This is a genomic window from Pseudalkalibacillus salsuginis, assembly GCF_021646685.1.
GTDB lineage: Bacteria > Bacillota > Bacilli > Bacillales > Fictibacillaceae > Pseudalkalibacillus > Pseudalkalibacillus salsuginis.
Genome location: NZ_JAKJHW010000001.1, coordinates 138,364 through 159,021 on the forward strand (window position 1 = coordinate 138,364; position 20,658 = coordinate 159,021).

Annotated in this window: 23 protein-coding genes; 2 read left to right on the forward strand and 21 right to left on the reverse strand. The window is 42.1% G+C overall.

What is annotated here, in order from left to right:
- Positions 1-105: 105 nt before the first annotated feature.
- The 13 genes from L1611_RS00730 to L1611_RS00790 form a co-directional block, all read right to left on the reverse strand.
- Entirely contained in the window at positions 106-918 is an 813-nt protein-coding gene (locus L1611_RS00730) for a histidinol-phosphatase (RefSeq protein WP_236311031.1), read from the reverse strand.
- 35 nt (positions 919-953) lie between these two features.
- On the reverse strand, positions 954-1,640 hold the full coding sequence (locus L1611_RS00735) for a peptidoglycan DD-metalloendopeptidase family protein (RefSeq protein ID WP_236311033.1): 687 nt from the start codon (positions 1,638-1,640) through the stop codon (positions 954-956).
- Positions 1,641-1,804: 164 nt separating this feature from the next.
- Entirely contained in the window at positions 1,805-3,604 is a 1,800-nt protein-coding gene (locus tag L1611_RS00740; protein ID WP_236311036.1) for an ATP-binding protein, read from the reverse strand.
- Positions 3,601-4,320, reverse strand: a complete 720-nt coding sequence (locus tag L1611_RS00745; protein ID WP_236311038.1) for a response regulator transcription factor — start codon at positions 4,318-4,320, stop codon at positions 3,601-3,603. Before L1611_RS00745 ends, L1611_RS00740 begins: the two co-directional genes overlap by 4 nt.
- An 83-nt stretch (positions 4,321-4,403) precedes the next feature.
- Positions 4,404-5,591, reverse strand: coding sequence for a c-type cytochrome biogenesis protein CcsB (gene ccsB / locus L1611_RS00750; protein WP_236311040.1), 1,188 nt, complete (start codon positions 5,589-5,591; stop codon positions 4,404-4,406).
- Positions 5,592-5,606: 15 nt separating this feature from the next.
- Positions 5,607-7,226 carry a cytochrome c biogenesis protein ResB gene (gene resB, locus L1611_RS00755; protein ID WP_236311042.1) on the reverse strand — a complete coding sequence of 540 codons (1,620 nt, stop codon included), beginning with the start codon at positions 7,224-7,226 and terminating at the stop codon, positions 5,607-5,609.
- A gap of 12 nt (positions 7,227-7,238) precedes the next feature.
- Positions 7,239-7,766 carry a thiol-disulfide oxidoreductase ResA gene (gene resA, locus L1611_RS00760; RefSeq protein WP_236311044.1) on the reverse strand — a complete coding sequence of 176 codons (528 nt, stop codon included), beginning with the start codon at positions 7,764-7,766 and terminating at the stop codon, positions 7,239-7,241.
- Positions 7,767-7,848: 82 nt separating this feature from the next.
- On the reverse strand, positions 7,849-8,568 hold the full coding sequence (locus L1611_RS00765) for a pseudouridine synthase (RefSeq protein ID WP_236311046.1): 720 nt from the start codon (positions 8,566-8,568) through the stop codon (positions 7,849-7,851).
- A gap of 648 nt (positions 8,569-9,216) precedes the next feature.
- Positions 9,217-9,756, reverse strand: a complete 540-nt coding sequence (locus L1611_RS00770) for a spore maturation protein (protein WP_236311048.1) — start codon at positions 9,754-9,756, stop codon at positions 9,217-9,219.
- Positions 9,757-10,350, reverse strand: a complete 594-nt coding sequence (locus tag L1611_RS00775; RefSeq protein WP_236311050.1) for a nucleoside recognition domain-containing protein — start codon at positions 10,348-10,350, stop codon at positions 9,757-9,759.
- Positions 10,343-11,506 carry a D-alanyl-D-alanine carboxypeptidase family protein gene (locus L1611_RS00780; protein ID WP_236311053.1) on the reverse strand — a complete coding sequence of 388 codons (1,164 nt, stop codon included), beginning with the start codon at positions 11,504-11,506 and terminating at the stop codon, positions 10,343-10,345. Before L1611_RS00780 ends, L1611_RS00775 begins: the two co-directional genes overlap by 8 nt.
- Positions 11,507-11,595: 89 nt before the next feature.
- Positions 11,596-12,180, reverse strand: a complete 585-nt coding sequence (locus L1611_RS00785; protein WP_236311054.1) for an isoprenylcysteine carboxyl methyltransferase family protein — start codon at positions 12,178-12,180, stop codon at positions 11,596-11,598.
- An 18-nt stretch (positions 12,181-12,198) separates the two neighbouring features.
- Positions 12,199-13,281, reverse strand: coding sequence for a type III polyketide synthase (locus L1611_RS00790; RefSeq protein WP_236311055.1), 1,083 nt, complete (start codon positions 13,279-13,281; stop codon positions 12,199-12,201).
- A gap of 147 nt (positions 13,282-13,428) precedes the next feature.
- Here L1611_RS00790 and L1611_RS00795 point away from each other — a divergent pair, with 147 nt between their 5' ends.
- Complete coding sequence (locus L1611_RS00795; RefSeq protein WP_236311057.1) at positions 13,429-13,527, forward strand: YjcZ family sporulation protein; 99 nt, start codon at positions 13,429-13,431, stop codon at positions 13,525-13,527.
- Between the two features lie 139 nt (positions 13,528-13,666).
- Here L1611_RS00795 and L1611_RS00800 read toward each other — a convergent pair whose 3' ends face one another.
- The 3 genes from L1611_RS00800 to L1611_RS00810 are packed head-to-tail and all read right to left on the reverse strand — an operon-like array spanning position 13,667 to position 15,428.
- Positions 13,667-14,068, reverse strand: a complete 402-nt coding sequence (locus L1611_RS00800; protein ID WP_236311059.1) for a hypothetical protein — start codon at positions 14,066-14,068, stop codon at positions 13,667-13,669.
- A gap of 2 nt (positions 14,069-14,070) precedes the next feature.
- Complete coding sequence (gene scpB, locus L1611_RS00805) at positions 14,071-14,673, reverse strand: SMC-Scp complex subunit ScpB (RefSeq protein WP_236311062.1); 603 nt, start codon at positions 14,671-14,673, stop codon at positions 14,071-14,073.
- Positions 14,670-15,428, reverse strand: coding sequence for a segregation/condensation protein A (locus L1611_RS00810; RefSeq protein ID WP_236311064.1), 759 nt, complete (start codon positions 15,426-15,428; stop codon positions 14,670-14,672). The genes scpB and L1611_RS00810 overlap by 4 nt, the downstream gene beginning before the upstream one ends.
- 190 nt (positions 15,429-15,618) lie before the next feature.
- Here L1611_RS00810 and L1611_RS00815 point away from each other — a divergent pair, with 190 nt between their 5' ends.
- Positions 15,619-16,146, forward strand: a complete 528-nt coding sequence (locus L1611_RS00815) for a DUF309 domain-containing protein (RefSeq protein WP_236311067.1) — start codon at positions 15,619-15,621, stop codon at positions 16,144-16,146.
- Between the two features lie 17 nt (positions 16,147-16,163).
- On the opposite strand, the gene L1611_RS00820 is transcribed toward L1611_RS00815, so the two are convergent.
- The 5 genes from L1611_RS00820 to ribD all read right to left on the reverse strand — a co-directional run bounded on the left by L1611_RS00820 (position 16,164) and on the right by ribD (position 20,334).
- Entirely contained in the window at positions 16,164-16,532 is a 369-nt protein-coding gene (locus L1611_RS00820; RefSeq protein ID WP_236311069.1) for a GNAT family N-acetyltransferase, read from the reverse strand.
- Between the two features lie 311 nt (positions 16,533-16,843).
- Positions 16,844-17,314, reverse strand: a complete 471-nt coding sequence (gene ribH, locus L1611_RS00825; RefSeq protein ID WP_236311070.1) for a 6,7-dimethyl-8-ribityllumazine synthase — start codon at positions 17,312-17,314, stop codon at positions 16,844-16,846.
- A 64-nt stretch (positions 17,315-17,378) separates the two neighbouring features.
- Positions 17,379-18,572 carry a bifunctional 3,4-dihydroxy-2-butanone-4-phosphate synthase/GTP cyclohydrolase II gene (locus L1611_RS00830; RefSeq protein ID WP_236311072.1) on the reverse strand — a complete coding sequence of 398 codons (1,194 nt, stop codon included), beginning with the start codon at positions 18,570-18,572 and terminating at the stop codon, positions 17,379-17,381.
- Positions 18,573-18,595: 23 nt separating this feature from the next.
- Positions 18,596-19,243 (reverse strand): riboflavin synthase, encoded by a 648-nt coding sequence (ribE, locus tag L1611_RS00835; RefSeq protein ID WP_236311074.1) that lies wholly within the window; start codon positions 19,241-19,243, stop codon positions 18,596-18,598.
- Positions 19,243-20,334 (reverse strand): bifunctional diaminohydroxyphosphoribosylaminopyrimidine deaminase/5-amino-6-(5-phosphoribosylamino)uracil reductase RibD, encoded by a 1,092-nt coding sequence (gene ribD, locus L1611_RS00840; protein ID WP_236311076.1) that lies wholly within the window; start codon positions 20,332-20,334, stop codon positions 19,243-19,245. The genes ribE and ribD overlap by 1 nt, the downstream gene beginning before the upstream one ends.
- Between the last annotated feature and the right edge of the window lie 324 nt (positions 20,335-20,658).

Sequence of the window (20,658 nt, forward strand, 5' to 3'; positions counted from 1 at the left end):
GGCTCTTTATTGAGAGCCAACCCTTTTTGTACTGCCTGAAAAGTTCCTTTTTACAGCCAAAATCGTGGTTAATAAGGCCAAACCACACTATTTAACACCTAGCAACTATTTCAACAGTACTTCTTCCCGCTTTCCTTTATTAAATGTCATCAAATGGGTATATCCTGCTTCCTTGGCAAATTGGACTGCACGTCCATATGCAAATCCGACATGTTCAGGATAATGTGCGTCTGAGGATAAGACGATTGGAATTCCTTTTTGATGACACATTTTCAGCAGATCTTCGTGAGGGTACATTTGTTTAACCGGTTTACGCAAACCAGCCGTACTGATCTCAATACAAGTCTTTGATTCCTTCAACGCATCAGTTGCACGCTCGTACTGCTCGAGGAGGAAATCTTTATCTTCTGGTACGTAGTTGAATATTTTCACAAGGTCGATGTGGCCAAGAATATCGAACATATTGGATTGGGCGAGTGTAACAACCTGATCAAAGTAACGACGGTAAACATCGAACAGATCCCTTCGATCCCATTCTTCTTTATATTCAGATAGGTCGATACCAAAATCATCGATCCAATGAATTGAACCGATAACATAATCAAAATCATATTGATCGATGAATCGCTTCATTTCTTCGTGCTTACCAGGTGTGTAATCCATTTCGATCGACATTTTCACATCTATATCCCGATTCCACGCTTGCTGGAACAGAGCTACATAGTCTTCCATATCGTAATAACGCCTTGCTTCAACCCACGGGTTAGAAAGGATTTCTGCAGTTTGATAAAAATGATAAGCATGTTCGGAGATACCGAAATGATCGATCCCTTCCTCTGCCGCTTTATCTGTGAACTTCGTAAGATAATCCAGAGTCAATGTCCCTTTTTCTAAATGGTTGTGATAATCTGTTCGCATCTTCTTTTGTTCCCCTCTCCCTATTGTATCGATAATCAGGTTTTCTCCTTCGAAATAGATAAGTTTTGTCCTGCGATGATCAAATTCGAATCGAGATTGTTCAATCTCATCAGTTCATTTACTGAAACATTATACTTTTGCGAGATGCTCCATAAAGTATCTCCTTCGGTAATCGTGATCGAGACTTCTTCATTTTTTTCGAGATGCGGTGCATTGACATTGGCTGCCTTTTGTTCATCAGTGAGAAAAGAAAGAGGATCTACTGCGTTGGTTTTATGTATATTCCATTCTTCCAGATGCACTTCAAAATGCAGATGGTCGCCTCTGGATTCACCAGTGTTACCGATCAGACCGATGATTGAACCTTTCTCTACCTTCTCTCCTGCTTCAGAAAGGCGTTCGCTCATATGGGCATACACGGTTTCCACCCCATTCGGATGCTTGACAAAAATGACATTTCCATAAGAATCGGAATAATAGGATTTCGTTATCATCCCTTTTTCCACCACGCGTATCTCTTTTCCTTTTCCAGCAGCTATATCGACACCGAAATGAGTTCCTTCTCTTGTACCGAAATGGTCAGTCAACACGCCTTCGACCGGCCAGTCCCATTTTATTTCCTGTTTGACCTTCGTTGGACTCTTAGCAGATACAATATCAGAATTCACCATATATGACAAAACATAAAACATTACCAGGAACAACATTAGGACTTTCTTCATATCAAACCTCCAAAGTTATCATCCTGTGCTGAAAAGGCCAAGGGCACGATCATATCGTATGGAGGTAAGCATTTTTTTATAACATGACCGATGAAAATATTACACAAGAAGCCGGTTCAGTGCAATCTTACGTGTGTCTGTTACCCATGGAACAAGATTTATCGTCATTTTCCATTCTCGTTCTTATTTTTTTGTGGAATGAAGAATGAAAATGTCGTACCTTCATCAATTTTACTATGGACAGAAATTTTTCCACCGTGGGCGTCAATGATGTTCTTGACGATTGCAAGTCCCAGACCAGTACCGGAACGTCCTCTAGTCCTTGCTTTATCCGCTTTATAAAAGCGTTCAAAAACGAATGGGAGATCCTCCTTAGGAATACCTGATCCTGTATCCTTGATATCAATGTTTAGCCCACTTAAAAGGTTCGTAACCTCAACCGTTACTGTACCGCCTTTTTGGGTATGTCTTAATGCATTGTCTATCAGGTTCGTCATCACTTGCTCTAATCGATCGGCGTCGGCCTCAACACCAATTGCTGTTTCTGGCAGAATCAATTTAATGTCAATCTCTCTTTCCCTGGCCAGCCCTTGGAATTTATGGACGACCCTTGTGAAAAATTCCCTGACATCGATTTCAATCAACTCGAGGGATACATGCCCTGCTTCCATCCGGGCAAGATCGAGCAATTCATTGACCAAGCGTCCCATCCTAAGGGATTCATCATAAATGATCTGGGCGATATCCTTCTTTTCTTGCTCAGTGCCGGCTATGTCATCAATTATAGCTTCACTATAACCCTGCAGCATTGAAATAGGAGTCCTCAGTTCGTGGGAAACATTGGCTATGAAATCCTTCCGCAACTTATCATGTTGGCGTTCTTCGGTCATATCCCGAAATACCGCGACAGCTCCCCGGACATTTGATTGATTGTAAAGCGGCGTCATCAAGACGACCCAGCTTCTCCCTTGAAGATCGATTTCAGTCATTTGTTCACGTTCAAGGCTTACGACATTTCGGAATAGGTCATTGATCTGTTCAGGAACTTCCTCGCCTACCCGTTCTTCCATGCCCTGCTCATAATACCAGGCTCGGATGAACCGTTCTGCAGGGGGATTAGTAACGAGAATCTTCCCTTTGCGATCGAATGTGATGACCCCATCTGCCATACTGCTTAAGATACTAGACAACTGCTCCTTCTCTTGACTTAGCGCATTGATGTTATTTTTCAAATTACGCCCCATTCGATTGAATGAGAGTGCCAGTTCACCAATCTCATCATGAGTCAGGATCGGAACCTTCGTATCAAACTTACCTTGTGTTACCTCTAAGGCTGCTTCCCTCATCCTCCTAAGAGGGGAGGTGATTCTTGTGGATAAAAAGAAGGCAAAAATCGTAGTAAGTATGATTGCAATTCCAGCTGATAAGAAGATGATCTGCTTCGCTTTTTGATTTGTCTCTTCGATTAACTCCAATGATTGATAGATAAACACCGCACCTCGTTCATTATCGGAAAGTTGAACAGGTTTACCGACAATCAGGATTTCATTGTGTTCTGTCTGATCCTCTTTTTGAATCGGAAAATCCCCTTGGACACTCACTGTTTCACCATTTTCAAGCACTTTGGATAACTCCGGGTCTTCACGGAACAGCGAGTAAGGGAGTTGGGATAGATCTGTTTGCTCAGAAGAATGGGAATACTGAGTACGATCACTGAGGATGACAATGTTACTTGAATGTGCATCGACCAGGCTGGATACCGTGTCCTTTGCCTCATCAAATCGTTGATCACTTTGGATGATTTCCACTAGTGAATCTTCCAATTGGGAAAGTTGTTTCTTCGCATTATCGACAATAAAATTCTCAAAGAATTGCATCAACAGTACGGTCAAGATGAAGAGGACCACGGAAACAAGCAGAAGGATGGTGCCCCAAAGCTTTCCTACTACACTTCTCCAAATCATTCTTTTTCTTCTACCTCAAATTTATAACCTACACCCCAAACAGTTGAAATCATCGACGCTGCATCAGGAGAGACTCTATTTAATTTTTCACGGAGACGTTTTACGTGTGTATCAACCGTCCGAAGGTCACCGAAAAACTCATAGTTCCAAACATCCTTCAACAATTGCTCTCTGGAATACACTTTGTCAGGTGTCTTCGCTAAATATAAGAGCAGTTCATATTCTTTCGGTGTCAGACTGATCTCTTTTCCATCAGCTGTCACACGGTGGGCATCATTATCGATCGTCAAATGAGGAAATACGATAACGTCTTTGCTGACAGTGTCTGTATGTAGATACTTCGTTGTGGTAGAACGCCGTAACAGCGCTTTCACCCGCAAGACCACTTCTCTTGGGCTGAATGGCTTGACCACATAGTCATCTGCCCCTGCTTCAAAACCTTGTACACGATTCGATTCTTCGCCTTTAGCCGTCAGCATGATGATGGGTGTAGCTTTTTCTTTTCTTAGCTTTTCACAAACCTCGATTCCGTCCATCTCAGGCAGCATCAGATCGAGGAGGATAATATCAAATTCAGCTTCACTCGCTTCCTGTAAAGCAGTTTCTCCGTCTTCAGCCTCGACCACCTCGAAATTTTCACGCTCTAAATACATCCTCAGCAATTTTCGAATTCGTTCTTCGTCATCGACGACTAATACTCTTTGTTCTTTTTCCATTGTCTTCATACCTCCTACTTCTTCCATACTACATATTCTTTCCAACTCTTAAGAAAACCTCCACTGAACGTGAAGGTTTTCTGTTATGCATAGGAATGCAAGCCTACAATTACAATATTGACTGCTATCAAGTTGAACATGATGATGACGAAGCCTAGTACACATAACCATGCTGATTTTTCACCATGCCAGTCCCTAGCAAGCCTCAGGTGGAGATAAGCAGCATAAAAGAGAAATGTAATCAAAGCCCATACTTCTTTCGGATCCCATCCCCAGAACCTTGTCCAGGCTGCCTGTGCCCATATCATCGCAAAAATCAATGCACCCAATGTAAAGACCGGAAATCCGATCGCAATGGAGCGATAGCTGATCTCGTCAACCAATTGTGTATTGATATTTTTCATTAAAGGTTTTAATGCTGCTCCTAAGCGCTTTCTTAAGGAAAGCCTTAATAATAGATAGAGAATGAGTCCAGAAAATAATGCCCAGATGAACGTGTTCAGCTTCTTCGGTGCATCTACACCTTCCATCCATGCAGGTGCTTCAAACAAGGGCCCGAATGTACCTTCTGTCAGTTGCACTCCATCATGCGGACCAGCAATCGCTGGCATGTGGTAGACAAGTTCTGCTTGATTACCACTCTCGTTCACCCATTCAAAACTCGCTTGATAATTTGCAGTTCCAAAACCTATGGAGACGAGAATGAAGCCAAGCGTACTGAGCAAGGTGTATAGGACGAATTCCAACCAGCCTGTCTTCTTCGACCCTTTGCTTTGATCGATCGTAGCTACAAGATAGATCAAACCGGCTACGAAACTTATCGCTAAAATCCCTTCCCCTAAAGCAGCTGTCGTCACATGAATTTTCAACCAATTACTTTGGAGAGCAGGAATCAATGGTTCTATCTCTCTAGGAAACATACTCGCATATGCAATCACAAGAAGTGCGACTGGCATTGCGAATACACCCAGTACATTCAACCGATAGATGGCATAGATGATAATAAAACCGAATACCATCATCATGCCGAAAAATGTCGTGAATTCAAAAAGGTTGCTGACAGGGGCATGACCAGCCGCAATCCATCGAGTGATGAAATATCCCAACTGGCATATAAATCCGATGATGGATAGGATATAGCCCCATTTTCCCCATTTATTCGATTTCGTGCCATCTTTTTCTTTAACCGTCAAGGAAACGACAAAAAGGATGGTCGCGGTAAAGTAAATGAAAAATGCGATATATAATAGACTACTGCTTAACTGAGCCATGGGTCTTCCTCCCTTCTAAGCTTTTTTCGACTCTTCCTGTTGGTCGACAAGCTGCTTCATATTGAGTTTTACCGTTATGTCATCTAGTTCACGTCGAATACCGTGCCAGTTTTTATTCGTGTGGGCTGCCATCCATACATCTTCTTCTTTCACTTTCACCCATACACGGCGATGATTCCAATACAGCCCTTGAACGACTCCAATCATGAAGATGATACCGCCGATCAAAATGATTGGCAATGTGTAATCCTTCTTCACAGTCAGCCCGGTTATGAACTCTGTATCTATACCATTGAAAGCGACTTTGTATTGGTTATCACCAGAAGGATCGAGATTTTGTCGGATGCCGATGAAAGCAACTTCTCCTTCCGGTGTTTCAGGGGTGAACATTTTGAATATGAAAGCCGGATTGTTCGGTATATTTGTTTTCGTAGCCGGCTTTTTCGTTTCTTTATCAAAGTAAAAATCCGGATAATAGCCTTCTAATTCCACACGGTTGCCATCCCCGAGATCGAAATCATCTTTCGGGTTCAATAGATCCACAGAAAATGACCCGACCGCTTCTTCCGTTTCAGCGTTTTGCAACTCGAAATGCATATATCTCATTTCCTGTCGATAGTCTACTTGATAGAGGGAATAACCATCAAATTCAAGCGGTTTATTGACCTGGATCGAATAATCTTTTACTTCAGAAAGATCTGGCTTTGCACCAGGCAACTTCTCATCAGCTTTATATAGAGTGACATCACTTTGATAGTTTTTAGGTACCGGCTGCTGTACCCGATTCAAAGCTTCCGAGAACCTTTCTTCCTTTTTATCGTAGACTTCGAAAGTGAATTTATCATGCTTTAAATAATACTCTTGATCCGTGCCTTTGATCGCTTTTGTTTCACCCTCACGGATCCACATATCTTCATCCAAATACAGACCTGGTACTATTCTAAGCATGGAGCCCAGTAAGAAGATGATTAACCCAACATGGTTTACATATGGACCCCATCTGGAAAAACGCCCTTTCTCTGCCAGGATACTATTATCCTCTCTACGGACACGATAGCGCTTTTCCTTCAGGCGAAAAAGGATTTCTTCCATGAATTGCTCTTCATCTTCAGGTCGTTTCGAGACAGCGAACATCCGTTGCTTTTTTAAAAAGTTATCATGTTTTGCAACCCGCTGGTTTCGCAGGGAACGAAAGAGCGGCACACCACGGTCGATACTTGCAACCGTAATCGAAACGCCGATCAAACCTAGCAAAAGTACAAACCACCAAGAACTATAAAGGTTATGGAAACCTAATATATAATAGATTTCACCAAGCATACCATACTCTTTTTCATAATATGCTGCCGGATTGGCAGTAGGCGGTATATACATCTGTTGCGGAAATATCGTTCCGATTGCAGAAGCAATCAGGGTGATGACGATAAGCCATACCCCGACTTTGACACTCGAGAAGAAGTTCCAGATCTTGTCGACAACATTCGTATTATAGGTTTGCGAACGTCGTGCTGTCCCTTCATACCTCATGTTCAAAAGCTTTTCCGGTGATTCCTCTTGAATCGGCTTACCACAAGCTTCACAAATGATCGTACCGTAGGGATTCAGATGGCCGCAATCGCACTTAACCTTATCCATTTGAACACCCCATTATGGCTTGATTTTTTCCATATAGTTACGCACTAGCGTATCATTCAGCTCTCCCGTGATTTTATCGACCACTTTGCCTTCCGGGCTGATCAAGTACGTTGCTGGCAAGTTCCCGACACCATACTCCTCTACTACTTCACGTTGTTGGTCCAATAAGATAGGGAAAGTCAGATTCTTTTGTTTCACGAATTTTTCTACCGTAAACTTCGGCTCAGCGATATCTACAGCCAGGACGACGACACCCTGGTCTTTATATTTGTCATACTGCCGTTGGATGGCAGGCATTTCTTTTTCACATGGTGGACAATATGTACCCCAGAAATTCAAGAAAACGCCCTTCCCTTTATAATCCTTAAGCTCTACTTGATTACCTTCCAAATCTTCGAGGGCAAAGTTCGGAGCAGTGTCTCCGGCTTTGACAGGTTCCTTTTTATCATTGAAAACGGTGTTATAGAGTGTATATCCGAGGGCTAGGGCAATGACAACCAATATGACAGAACGCATGATTAACCGTTGTCGTTTTTTCATAATGGCGACCGCTCCAATCTAATCTTCTACCCTTCCTACTATAACGTTTATTTGTCCAGTATTCATGGGTTTTATTTGACGTTTATGTGACAGCTAGATTCCGTAATTGCTTCACTTCATGAGGCGTCATTGTACGGGAGTCCCCTGGATTCAAACCTCTGAGATCAAGGTTGCCGTACCCTTCACGTTTCAGTTTTTGGACAGGATATCCAAGGGTTTCGAACATCCTTCTTACCTGGCGGTTCCTGCCTTCGTGGATCGTCAATTCAATGATTGCCGTCTGTTTCCTTTTTTCTAAGCTTTTCATTTTGACTTTTGCAGGTGCGGTCTTGCCATCGTCAAGCATAATCCCATTCGCCAGTTTGCGCAGCTCAAGTTTTGAAGGGATCCCTTTCACTTTGGCTACATATCTTTTTTCAACATGGTATTTCGGGTGCATCAACGCATTTGCAAAGTCACCATCATTCGTCAGTACAAGCAAACCAGAAGTGTCATAATCAAGGCGACCTACAGGGAATATCCTTTGTTCGATATCAGGGAAGTAATCTGTAACGACTTTACGCCCCTTCTCATCCTTTACGCTAGAAATGACACCAGTCGGTTTATAAAACAAAAAATAGACAGGTTCTTCTTTATCAATTGGTACCCCGTTCACTTCAATTTCGTCAGAGGGAGACACTTTCGTCCCTAATTCCATAATAATGTTACCGTTAACCTTCACTTGCCCATCCAAAATCAGCTTCTCGGCTTTACGTCGGGAAGTGATGCCGGCTTGCGCAATGACTTTTTGTAATCGTTCCATGATTTCACCTCATCCTCAATCATACTCTTCGAAAATTGAATTCTCAAGTTTCGGAATGGTAGTACACTGTTTTTCCATGTGCAGCATTCCTTAAACACTAGATTCCGTAGAGCCGGATGTGTTTCCATTAAAGAAAAGCGAAAACGCCCTGATCAGCCACGAAGGTCACTAGAAATCCGACGAGGAGGCTCTAAAAATCGGTTTTTCACGTCGTAAGTGCTCTATAAAGGTCTTTTTAGTACCTTATGAGTACCTTATGATCAGTTTTTCCCGTCGTAAGTGCTCCATAAAGGTCTTATGAGTACTTTAAGATCGGTTTTTCACGTCGTAAGTGCTCCATAAAGGTCTTTTGAGTACTTTAAGATCAGTTTTTCACGTCGTAAGTGCTCCATAAAGGTCTTTTGAACCAAACAAAGTTCGGTTCTGCGTGGGCAAACACTTCGAACTTAATCAATGTGTCGACTGCCGCAAGAGAGCTAACCGAATTAGCAGAAAAGTTTACGAAAATAAGTGTAAGTGCAACTATGGCTCAGTGCATCGCTGAAAAGTAATACTTTCTTATCCAATAAGAAAAGGACTGCGACTCAGTCCTTTATGGTGGCTGGAAATATGAATATAGACACTTTAACCGCATAACTGACAAAGTCGTTAGATTGAACTCCCGAAAACGATAGTAACAACGATGATCGCCACAATGATCCCGACAAGGTCAGCCAATAAGCCGACCTTCAGGGCATCCCCCATCCTTTTGATCCCTACGGCGCCAAAGTAGACGGTAAGGATATAAAGCGTAGTATCAGTGCTTCCTTGCATGGTAGAAGCCAGGCGCCCGATGAAAGAATCAGGCCCATATGTGGAAATCAGATCTGTTGTCATGGCAAGAGCGCCTGTCCCAGAAATTGGCCTGATCAAAGCTAACGGTACGATTTCAGGTGGAACTCCGATCGCGATCAAGAATGGTTTGATTGTGTCGATCATGAAAGCGAGAGCACCTGAAGCCCGGAAAACTGTGATGGCAACAAGCATTCCGACCAAATAAGGGATGATGGAAACCGCGATCGAAAAGCCTTCTTTACCACCCTCTACAAATTCTTCATAAGTGGAAACTCTTTTGAAAGTCGCATATAGAAGGACAAACCCGATAAGACATGGAAGGATCCAAATGGATATTGTTGTGATAAGCCCCATTTATGATCGCCTCTTTCTTTGGCGTCTATGAAAAAAATAGCGGTCGATCATGATCGCTGCAAATGTTGAACATGCTGTGGCAGCCAGCGTTGTTCCTACGATATCAGTTGGAGACATGGAGCCATAATTCATTCGTATAGCTATGACCGTCGTCGGAATGATGGTCAAACTTGATGTATTGATGGCAAGGAACGTAATCATCGACCTGCTTGCATCATCCCGGTCAGCATTCAATTTCTTCATTTGTTCCATCGCTTTTATCCCCATAGGGGTTGCAGCATTCCCGAGCCCGAATAGGTTTGCAACCATATTTGACAAAATGTATCCCATCGCAGGGTGGTCAGGCGGGATTTCCGGGAAAAGACGTTTGACCACCGGGCGGAACAAACCCGAAAGTTTTTCCAACAACCCCGCTTTTTTTGCAATATTCATCAGCCCTAACCAGAAGACCAGGATACTGATCAAGCCTAAACTTATCGTCACAGCTTCCTGTGCACTTTTGAATAATACTTTGTTCACTTCCTCCATCGTCCCGTTGATTGCAGCATAGAGGATGCCAAAGACGAACATGAACACCCAAATCAGATTAACCATACTGCACCGTTATCATGAAAAACTTTGTAACGATGTTCTTGATCGTCCCCCAAAACGTTTCCTCTTCCAATTCCCTGTATGTTCCTTCAATAAATAACGGGAGTTGGCCAATGGCTTTATCGTCTAAAAAAATCGTCAGCTGTCCGACGGGACTCGGAGGTTTTTTCCATTCGCCGTTTTCAGGTGGCTTCACTAATGATATCTCATTTTTGACAAGTTCACGTTCTTCTTCAGTCAACGGATAATAAAACGTCCTGGCAGCTTCCACCTTATTCTTATAGGCTTCGTTTTCTAACCCGGCGATTGTACCTTTTTGTACAATGGCCACTAGATCATACGTATCAAATGCCCAATTGAAAAGGTTCATATGGTCGTTCCAATCGTCGCCATCATTCAAGGTGACTGCAATCAATTCGAAGTCATCTTTTTTAGCGGTTGATACGAGAGTCCTCTTAGCACGCTTCGTATAACCTGTCTTTCCACCGGTGGAATATTCGTACATCTGTAACATTTTGTTTTTGTTCTTAAAAATCCGATCCCACTTTTCTCCATCCTGCGGGGCCCTATGCGTCTTCGTTCCAGTAATTTTCCTATACTGCCCGTTTTTCATTGCATATCTCGTTAACAGGGCCATATCATAGGCTGTCGAATAATGATTTTCATGATCGTCAAGACCATGCGGGTTCGAAAAATATGTATTTCTCATCCCGATCTCAGTGGCTTTTTCGTTCATCATATAAACGAATCCTTCTAAACTGCCACCGACATGTTCGGCTATTGCAACAGCTGCATCATTTCCAGACCTCAGCATCAGACCATAAACGAGATCTTCCAAAACGATCTTTTCACCTTTTCTCAAATAGATGGACGAACCTTCGGCTTGAAGAGGACGCTCACTCACTGTGACAGTTTCCTCCATTTTGCCAGACTCGATTGCCAGGATGGCAGTCATGATTTTCGTAATGCTAGCAATCCTCATTTTCTGATGTTCATTTTTTCCGTACAATACTCGTCCTGAGTCCTGCTCCATCAATATGGCACCTTGTGCATTCACACCAGGTCCTTCTGCCACAACGATCTTTTGTAACGGTATACTAATCAATATGGTTAAGGCTAATCCAATTAGGATTCCAGCTCTAACTGATGCAACAATCATAACATCCCGTCCCTTGGCTAGTTTGTACAAGTTTATGCTGCAAATGGCGGGATATGAAAGAAAATAAGTTTACATAATAATGTTATAGGTTACTTGGAAGGGGGGTTATCATCATATTTTCCATCTTGGGGGAAAAATCGCGGTGTATCTGCAAATTGATCGGAGTAGTCTGATTGTAAGGAAAGAGCCTTCTCTTCAGCCGGAATCCGGACAAATCGTAAAAGTAATGCATTCAGTACCGTAAAAATGACAGCAGTCCAATAAGCATTGAACATAAGAGGGATGATTAGTATTTCCATCGTGACGACAACGTAGTTAGGGTGTCTTAAATAACGGAAAGGACCTCTCTTCACCACTTTCGCTTCTGGAAGAATGATGATTTTTGTGTTCCAGAACATACCTAATGAACGGATCGTCCAGACTCTGAATGACTGTAAGACTATGAACAATACAAACCAGAGCGGGAAGAAAAACGAAACTCCGAAGCCTCTTACATAGGATTCGGATGCCAATGAAATAAAAAATGCGGTATGTAAAAGGACGATCCACTTGTAATGATCCCCAGCGAACTCCTTTGCTCCTTTAGCTTTCATTTCTTTTTCATTTCGCCTCGCAATCTTCAGCTCAAAAAGACGTTGACCGATAATGAATGAAAAAACGAGCAAGAAAATCATCTTTCATCCCCTCTCGATTTATTTTACCCATTCTACTAAGACGACCTCAGAACTGAAGCCCGGTCCTAATGCAATTAACAGTCCTTTTTCTCCAACCGGTATCTTTTTCTTTAAAAAACGATTCAATACATAGAGGACCGTAACGGATGACATATTCCCATAATGTTTCAATACTTCAAAAGAGTCCTGGAGCATAGAAGGCGGAAGGTCCAACGATTCCATATATGCATTCAAAACCTTTATTCCACCAGGGTGTGCGATGATATGTTTAATATCTTCCAACTCGAGGTTTTGATCGATCAAAAATTGATGAATCGTCGGATAGAACCAGCTATCAACAATGTGCGGAATATCTTTCGAAAAGATGACATAAAGCCCCTCATCCTTGATATCCCATCCCATCACCTCTTCTGAATCTGGCATTAAAGTGGATTGGCTTGCTAAAGTGCGTGGCAAGGGGTTCTCCAGTGACAATTCCTTCTCTTTCACTTCATCCCCCACCATCAATACAACTGCAACACCATCTGCAAAAAGGGAAGTCCCGACCAGATTACTTTTTGAATAATCTTCCTTTTGGAATGTCAAACTACAAAGCTCTGCACAAATAAGCAGAACCTTCGCTTTAGGATAGGCTAGACAATAATCATGAGCCCGTGCAAGTCCTGAAGCTCCACCAGCACAGCCTAATCCCCAGATAGGGATCCGTTTCGTATGTGGGGAAAAAGGAAGTTCGTTCATAATTCTCGCTTCAATGCTCGGAGTCGAAAAACCAGTTGTTGAAACAAAAAAGATCGCTTCAATCTCATTGTATGGAAATTGTTTTTCCCTATTAGCAAGACAATCTTCAATCGCTTTTACGCTGTACTCTACCGACTTCTCAATATATATATCATTTTTTGCTTGTAGGGAATGAGTAGCCTTGTACCACTGTACATCATTTACAAAATTCCTCGTGCCGATCTGTCCATTTTCAAACACACGCAATAACCGGTCAATATGTGTGAAATGATCGCTGAATAACTCCCTGGCGAATTCGACTGTATCTTCTTGATCCATTGTATGTTCCGGATCACAGGTTCCAACAGATAATATGTATGGCATTTGTCCCCACTTCCTAAGCGCTTATTTTTATCAGTTTGTACTTATCCTAACAAAATATGTGAAACCGGTACAATCGTCTAGTCCGCCTAATAGACGAATGCATATAATATGGGTGAATGGCTTATAAAGGAATAGGGGGACATCGGAATGTCAGGTGGATTTGGTAAGGGATTCATCTTACTTGTTGTTTTGTTCGTGTTATTGGTGATTATCGGAGTTACCGTTTACTCAGGATATCACGGCTAAACTATACATCGGAAAGAAAGAGGCTGGGCCATGCATGGAGATGCATAGATCAGCCTCTTTTAATATGTATGTAACCATAGAAGGTCATTCTTTGAGTTAAAAGAAGGATTGGGAGGTCCCTGAACACCATCATGATTTTTTATCCCTTTTGTCCATTCAACTCCAGCCGACCTTCTACCATAATGTTCTGAACCATTTTCTTGACTGTTTCTGTCTCTTTCACTTTAAATAAAGATGCGAACTGTCCTTCATCATTTATGTAGACACGATGACGTTTTGCAAATTCCGGATAAGCTCGGAGCGCTAGCAACGCCACAACCTCGCGTAAATGGATGACCCGTCCTTCTACTTCAAAGAGTTCTTCTGTTTCAAAACTCGAAAATTCGGATATCTTTTCATCAAAATACCTTACATATAATACTGTTAAGGTTTTTTCGATTTTACCATCCAGGAAGGTCACTTCAGAGCGATTGAAAAACTCTTCAGGCGAGTTCGATTTAGACTTTTCCAGTTCTTTTCCTGCTATTGAAGTAATAATCACGGTTATTCCCCCTTGTCGTTCGGTTCCATTACGGATTCGAAATTCTCGAAAAACAAATCTGCTTCGTCTTCGATGGAGTCATCCTCATATTGTTCCGGTAATTTTGGAAGGTCTTCTTTTGACTTCAACCCAAAGTATTCAAGAAACTCTTTCGTTGTACCATATAGGATTGCTCGCCCTGTTCCTTCTGCTCTTCCCACTTCTTTTACTAGATGCTTCGCTGACAATGTTTGAAGAGGTTTTTCCGTCTTCACTCCACGGATGTCTTCAATTTCAGCTCTTGTGATCGGCTGTTTATAAGCGACGATTGCAAGAGTTTCAAGAGCCGCTTGGGACAGTGAGCTTGTTGTAGGTGATTCAACGAACCTTTCATAATATGAAATATGTTTTGCTTTTGTCGTTAATTGATAAGCGCCTGCAATTTCAACAATTTCAATCCCGCGCTCTTCAGCCTGGTAATCAGTCATCATTTCCTGAATAAGTTCTTCAGCTTCTAAAGTCTCGATTTGAAGAATATCAGCGGCTTGCTTACCTTCCAATCCTTCATCCCCGACGACAAAAAGCAGACCTTCGATCACAGCTTTTTGCTCAATTCTTGTCGTCAACTAATATCCTCCTCCATCAAATCAATTACAATTTCATTGAAGTTCTCACTCTGTTTACAACGTATTTGCCTTGTTTTCATCAATTCCAGGATCGCCAAAAAGGTTACTACCATATGGTCTTTACTTGAATATGGAAAGAGGTTTTGAAACGTCTGTCTCCCCTTTCGGAATCGCAGTTCCGAAACAATTTCCCTCATGCGCTTGTCAATCGGAATATCCTGGCGGTCGATTTTGGTTTGGGGTGTTTTCTTTGTTCTTTTTTTATCAAAGAGGGATTGAAAAGCACCGACTATATCATATATTGTGATATTCGAAACTGGATTGACTGGTTCTTGTTTCGATTCGATATGCTCAAGATCGCTCGGCGGTTTTGAAAATGTCAGGCTTCTCTTACTCTCGTGTTCTCTTAAATAAGAGGCTGCTTCCTTATACTTGCGATACTCGATGAGTCGACGGACAAGCTCTTCTCGAGGGTCTTCCTCCATATCCATTTCAAGCTGATGAACATAATCCTCATCTTCATGCTTTGGCAGCAAGGTTTTGCTCTTGATTGCAATAAGTGTCGCCGCCATGACAAGATACTCACTAGCGACATCCAGTTGCAATTCCTGCATCGTATGTATGTATTCCAGGTATTGTTCCGTAATCTTAGCAACTGGAATATCATAAATATCAATTTCATATCTGTTGATCAAATGAAGCAATAAATCCAGTGGACCTTCGAATGCATCCAGTCGAACGTTATATTGGGTCATTGAATTCACCATTCTCACATCTAATAGGTAATGAATTATACTTAAAAGCAAAATCGTTTCCAAGTATGAAATATGACGATATTATAGCATACAGCTGGCATCCCCACAATTTGTCTTTTTCCGTAAGCTAAATGAAAGAACCCCAGTTTATATGATAAACTGGAACTACCTGACTATGGAGGTATCATTCATGTACCCAAAGCCTTATGTAGATTTTTTAGTCCATTTTCATGGATTGCGTGATTACTTCGAGTGCCATGAAATTCTAGAAGAACATTGGAAATCGGTTCCGAAAAAAGAACCGAAGAACCACTGGGTGGGTCTCATTCAGATTGCCGTATCCCTTTACCATCACAGAAGGAAGAATTATCCTGGAGCCTTGCGGATGATGCAGAGCGCTGTACGGATCATCGAATTAGAGCGGGCTGAAATCGAAGCTTTAGGATTAGATGCTAAACTACTGCAAGCCATTTTACAAAAAAGGGTCGAAGAAATCGAAAATAAACAACCATATGAAAGCTTCAACCTGCCGATCAAAGATCAATTATTAATCATTCTTTGTAAACAAGAATGTGAAAAAGTCGGTTGTAGTTACGGTCTTCCCAGTGATTTGACAAATGATTTCCTACTCCATAAACATACCCTTCGAGATCGTCAGGAAGTCATCAATGAACGATTAGTACAAAAAAATCTAAGAAAAAAGAAACGGGAAGGATGAGCCTTCCCGTTTTCCGACTAATCGTTTTCCAATTTGTATTGCTCTTCGCATTTTCCTAGGAAGGAGCCTGTTTCTTCGTTTGCAGTCAGTTGATAGTCATCCTTCAGGATTTTTTTCAGAGCATCGACCATCTTTTTTCCGATACCTTGATGACGATGTGAAGGATTGACACTTACATGCTGAAGTTCAGCTGTCCCATCTTTCATCTTCAAACCGATGATCCCGATGATATCCTCCCCTTCTTTCCACAGGAACAATTGATGCTCAGGTTCGGTTTCATATTGCTTTACCGTTTGTTGCAGTTTTTTGACGTCTTTCTGGTTCGGCATGAAAGACAGAAGACCCATTGCAATTTTTTCATAAGTTCGTTTATAACGAATTAGCATAAATTCTCCCTCATTATCGAAATAACTTCCCAACAAGTGACAACATCAAGAGGAAAGCAACGATGATACATATAATAATAAGAATTTGTTCTTGCTTTTTATTCTTTGGATTCGTCAACTTTCTCATCCTCTTCTCGTCGTAGACCTTATAACTGATAAACCCAATTATAAAGAAAAGTCGAGCGATGTACAAAGTCACATCTATTATAGTCGATAAAAGTCCACTTTGCGAATTTTGCCCATTATCCTAGAATGATCCCTCTATCTTTGTCATGATAATAAATTCGGTGATTCGGAGTTTGTTTTACTTTTTATTTATCGAAAGAACGGCACAGGTTGCCCATTTCAATTGCTGATACAGCTGCTTCCCAACCTTTATTGCCAGCTTTCGTACCCGCGCGTTCAACTGCCTGTTCGATTGAATCCGTCGTCAAAACCCCGAAAATCACAGGTGTTCCGGAATTCAATGAAAGGCTTGAGACCCCTTTCGCCACTTCGCTACATACATAGTCAAAGTGAGGTGTAGAGCCTCTTATGACCGTCCCCAACGTGATGACAGCATCATATTTGTCTGATTCCACCATTTTTTTGGCGATCAATGGAATTTCAAATGCCCCCGGGACCCAGGCCACATCAATGTCTTGTTCCTTGATGCCATGCCGCTTCAAAGCATCCTCTGCACCAGACAATAGCTTCCCTGTAATGAGTTCATTGAATCGACCAACTACAATTCCGACTTTCAATCCTGTTCCTATTAAGTTCCCTTCAAAAATCGTTCCCATAATTAGAGCCTCCTGATTTGTCCAAATTAAAGTGTTTGTATTCAAGCAATGTAATGTTTGACTGTTAAAAGTGGAGCATATGCCCAAGCTTACTATGTTTTGTTTTCAAATATTTTTCGTTTTCAACCCGATGCGGCATCTGAATCGGCACGCGATCGACAACTTCAAGACCATACCCGCTCAGTCCTTTGATTTTACGAGGATTATTCGTCAGAAGTTTCATTTTTGTAATTCCGAGATCTCTTAATATTTGAGCTCCAATACCATAATCCCGAAGATCCGGGGCGAAGCCGAGTTTTTCATTCGCCTCTACGGTATCCAATCCCTCTTCTTGAAGCTTATATGCTTTCATCTTATTTAGGAGGCCGATACCACGTCCCTCTTGCCTCATGTAAAGGAGGACGCCATTGCCCTCTTCTTCGATTTGGGACAATGCAGCATGGAGTTGCGGACCGCAGTCACATCGATACGAACCGAATACATCTCCTGTCAGACATTCCGAATGGACACGTACCAAGGTTGGCTCATCCGGAATGATTTCACCTTTCACTAAAGCGACATGTTCTTTTTGATCAAGAATGTTCGAATATCCTATTGCTCTGAATTCACCAAAACCGGTAGGCAAATTTATCTCGATCTCTTTTTTGACCAATTTATCTTTACGGTTCCGATATTGGATCAGATCCTTGATCGTTATCATTTTCAGATGATATTCATCTGCAATTTTACGCAGCTGGGGTACACGTGCCATCGTACCATCTTCATTCATGATTTCACAAATGACACCGGCTGGTTTCGCTCCCGAAAGCCTGGCAAGATCAATGGCAGCTTCTGTATGTCCCGCCCTTCTTAGTACTCCACCCTGCTTTGCGATCAACGGAAAGACATGCCCAGGTCGTTTAAAATCAGCTGGGACAGCATTCGGGTCTAACAATGCTTTCATCGTAACGGCGCGTTCTTGGGCTGAAATCCCTGTAGTAGCTGACTTATGGTCTATACTTACGGTAAAAGCTGTACTGTGAGGATCCGTATTATGATTCACCATCGGGTTGAGGTCCAGTTTTTGTGCGAGCTCTTCTGTAATCGGTGTACAAACAAGACCACGTCCATGGGTAACCATGAAATTCACAACCTCAGGCGTGACACGATCTGCCAGTGCAATGAAGTCACCTTCATTCTCACGATCTTCATCATCACAAACGATGACGATTTTTCCTTGCATTAATTCATATATTGCTTCTTCAATTGGATCGAACATTTGCTATCACCATCCTCTATTGATCAAAATCCATGTTCCGATAGAAATTCTTCAGTCAATCGACTTGATTGTGTTTCCTTTGTCCTTTTTTGTATTAAGTTATCCATATATTTGACTAACATGTCACATTCAATATTGACATGATCCCCTTCATCTTTACTACCTAGGACTGATTCTTCAACAGTATGAGGAATGAGTGATAGGGTAAATGTAGAATCTGTCACTCCGAAGATTGTAAGACTTGTCCCATCAACTGCAACAGAACCTTTGTTCATAAAGTAAAGTTGAAGTTCCTTTGGTGCTTTGATCTCATAGTAGATGGCGTTTTGTTTCCTGGTCTTCCGGACAATTTCTCCAACTCCATCAATATGGCCAGATACGAAATGTCCTCCAAACCTTCCGCCAGCTGCCATCGCACGTTCTAAGTTGACGCCATCCCCTGTTCTCAACGATTTCAAGTTGGTGTGACGTAGTGTTTCCGGCATTACATCGACACTGAAAGAAGAAGATTCGAATGATGTGACAGTCAAGCAAATTCCGTTTACGGAAATACTATCACCAAGATTCACATCCTCAAGGACTTTCCTAGCTTCGATCCGGACGACATAACCTTCAGCAGATTCTTTAACCGATTGTATTTTTCCAATTTCTTCGATGATTCCTGTAAACATCAAGATCTCCCCTTCGGTATTGAAACGATTTTCAAGTCTTTTCCGATTTTTTCATATGAAATCATTTCAAGCTCCATCGCATCTGATATCCTTTCAATCCCTTCTCCCCCTATGAGTGAAGGGCTTGATTGCCCACCGATCAACATCGGTGCGAGATAAGTAACGATTTGTTGGAAGGCTTTTTCTTTTATAAAACTTGCGTGGATGGTTCCACCGCCTTCTATAAAGATGGAAGTGATCCTTTCTTGTGCGAGGCGCTCCAACAAGGCATGTATACTTATTTTTTCTTCAGGCATCTTTAAAATTCGAACATGATCATTCTGAAAGGCTTGTATCTCTGTTCCTGAAACTTGATTACCTGTTATGATCCAGGTGGGTGATTCCCGATCATTCAATACCTTCGATTGTTTCGGAATTCGTAAATGAGTATCCATTACGAGGCGAATCGGATTTTTCCCTCCTGATGGAAGTCGCGTTGTTAGTGAAGGATCATCCTTTATGATCGTATCGATCCCGACCAAAATCGCATCGTGTTCATGTCGATAACGATGGACATCCAATCTCGCTTCAGGACCGGTAATCCATTTGCTATGACCAGTTTTCGTCGCAATCTTACCGTCCATGCTCGAAGCCGATTTTAATGTGACGAATGGCAGGTTCGTCCTCATAAAATGATTGAAAATCGGATTCAGAGCAACCGCGCTCTGTTCATTTAATCCGACATTCACATCCAGACCGGCCTGTTTAAGTCTCTTTATACCCCTTCCAGCTACCAACGGATTCGGATCCGTTGTTGCAATATAGATGGTCTGGATCCCTCGTTCGATTACAAGATCAGCGCATGGGGGTGTTTTTCCATGGTGGCTGCAAGGCTCTAATGTGACATACATCGTTGCCCCTTTTGCGTTGTCACCAGCCATTTGCAACGCATGGACTTCAGCATGGCCTTCGCCTGCTTTCAAATGTGCACCTAAACCAACAATTTCCCCGTTCTTTACGACGACAGCGCCAACCTTAGGATTAGGGGCAGTTTGGCCGGGGGTCTGTTTCGCCATTTCAATAGCTAAATTCATATAGCGAGCGTGTTCCATCGTATCTCCTCTTTTCACCATTGCCGATAAGATATTTCTCTAGGTTAAAAACACTTGTAATTTTCGCGAAATTAGCTCCCGGTAAGAGGTAGGATCCGCAAGCATCCAAGTCCGCTCCACCGTTCCTAGCTGTTAAGCCTCGCATGACCTGTTTTTTCCCTGCATACGTGAAGCGATTTTCGCTGAAATTTTCTATAAAGCCAATAAAGAAAAACTTGGTAAAGCCAAGCCTTAGGCGTAAGCTGAGTCATAGTTGCACTTATACTGAAGAAAGTATTTTATACTTTCTTTAAGTGAAATAAAAAACCCCAAAGATGCATTTAA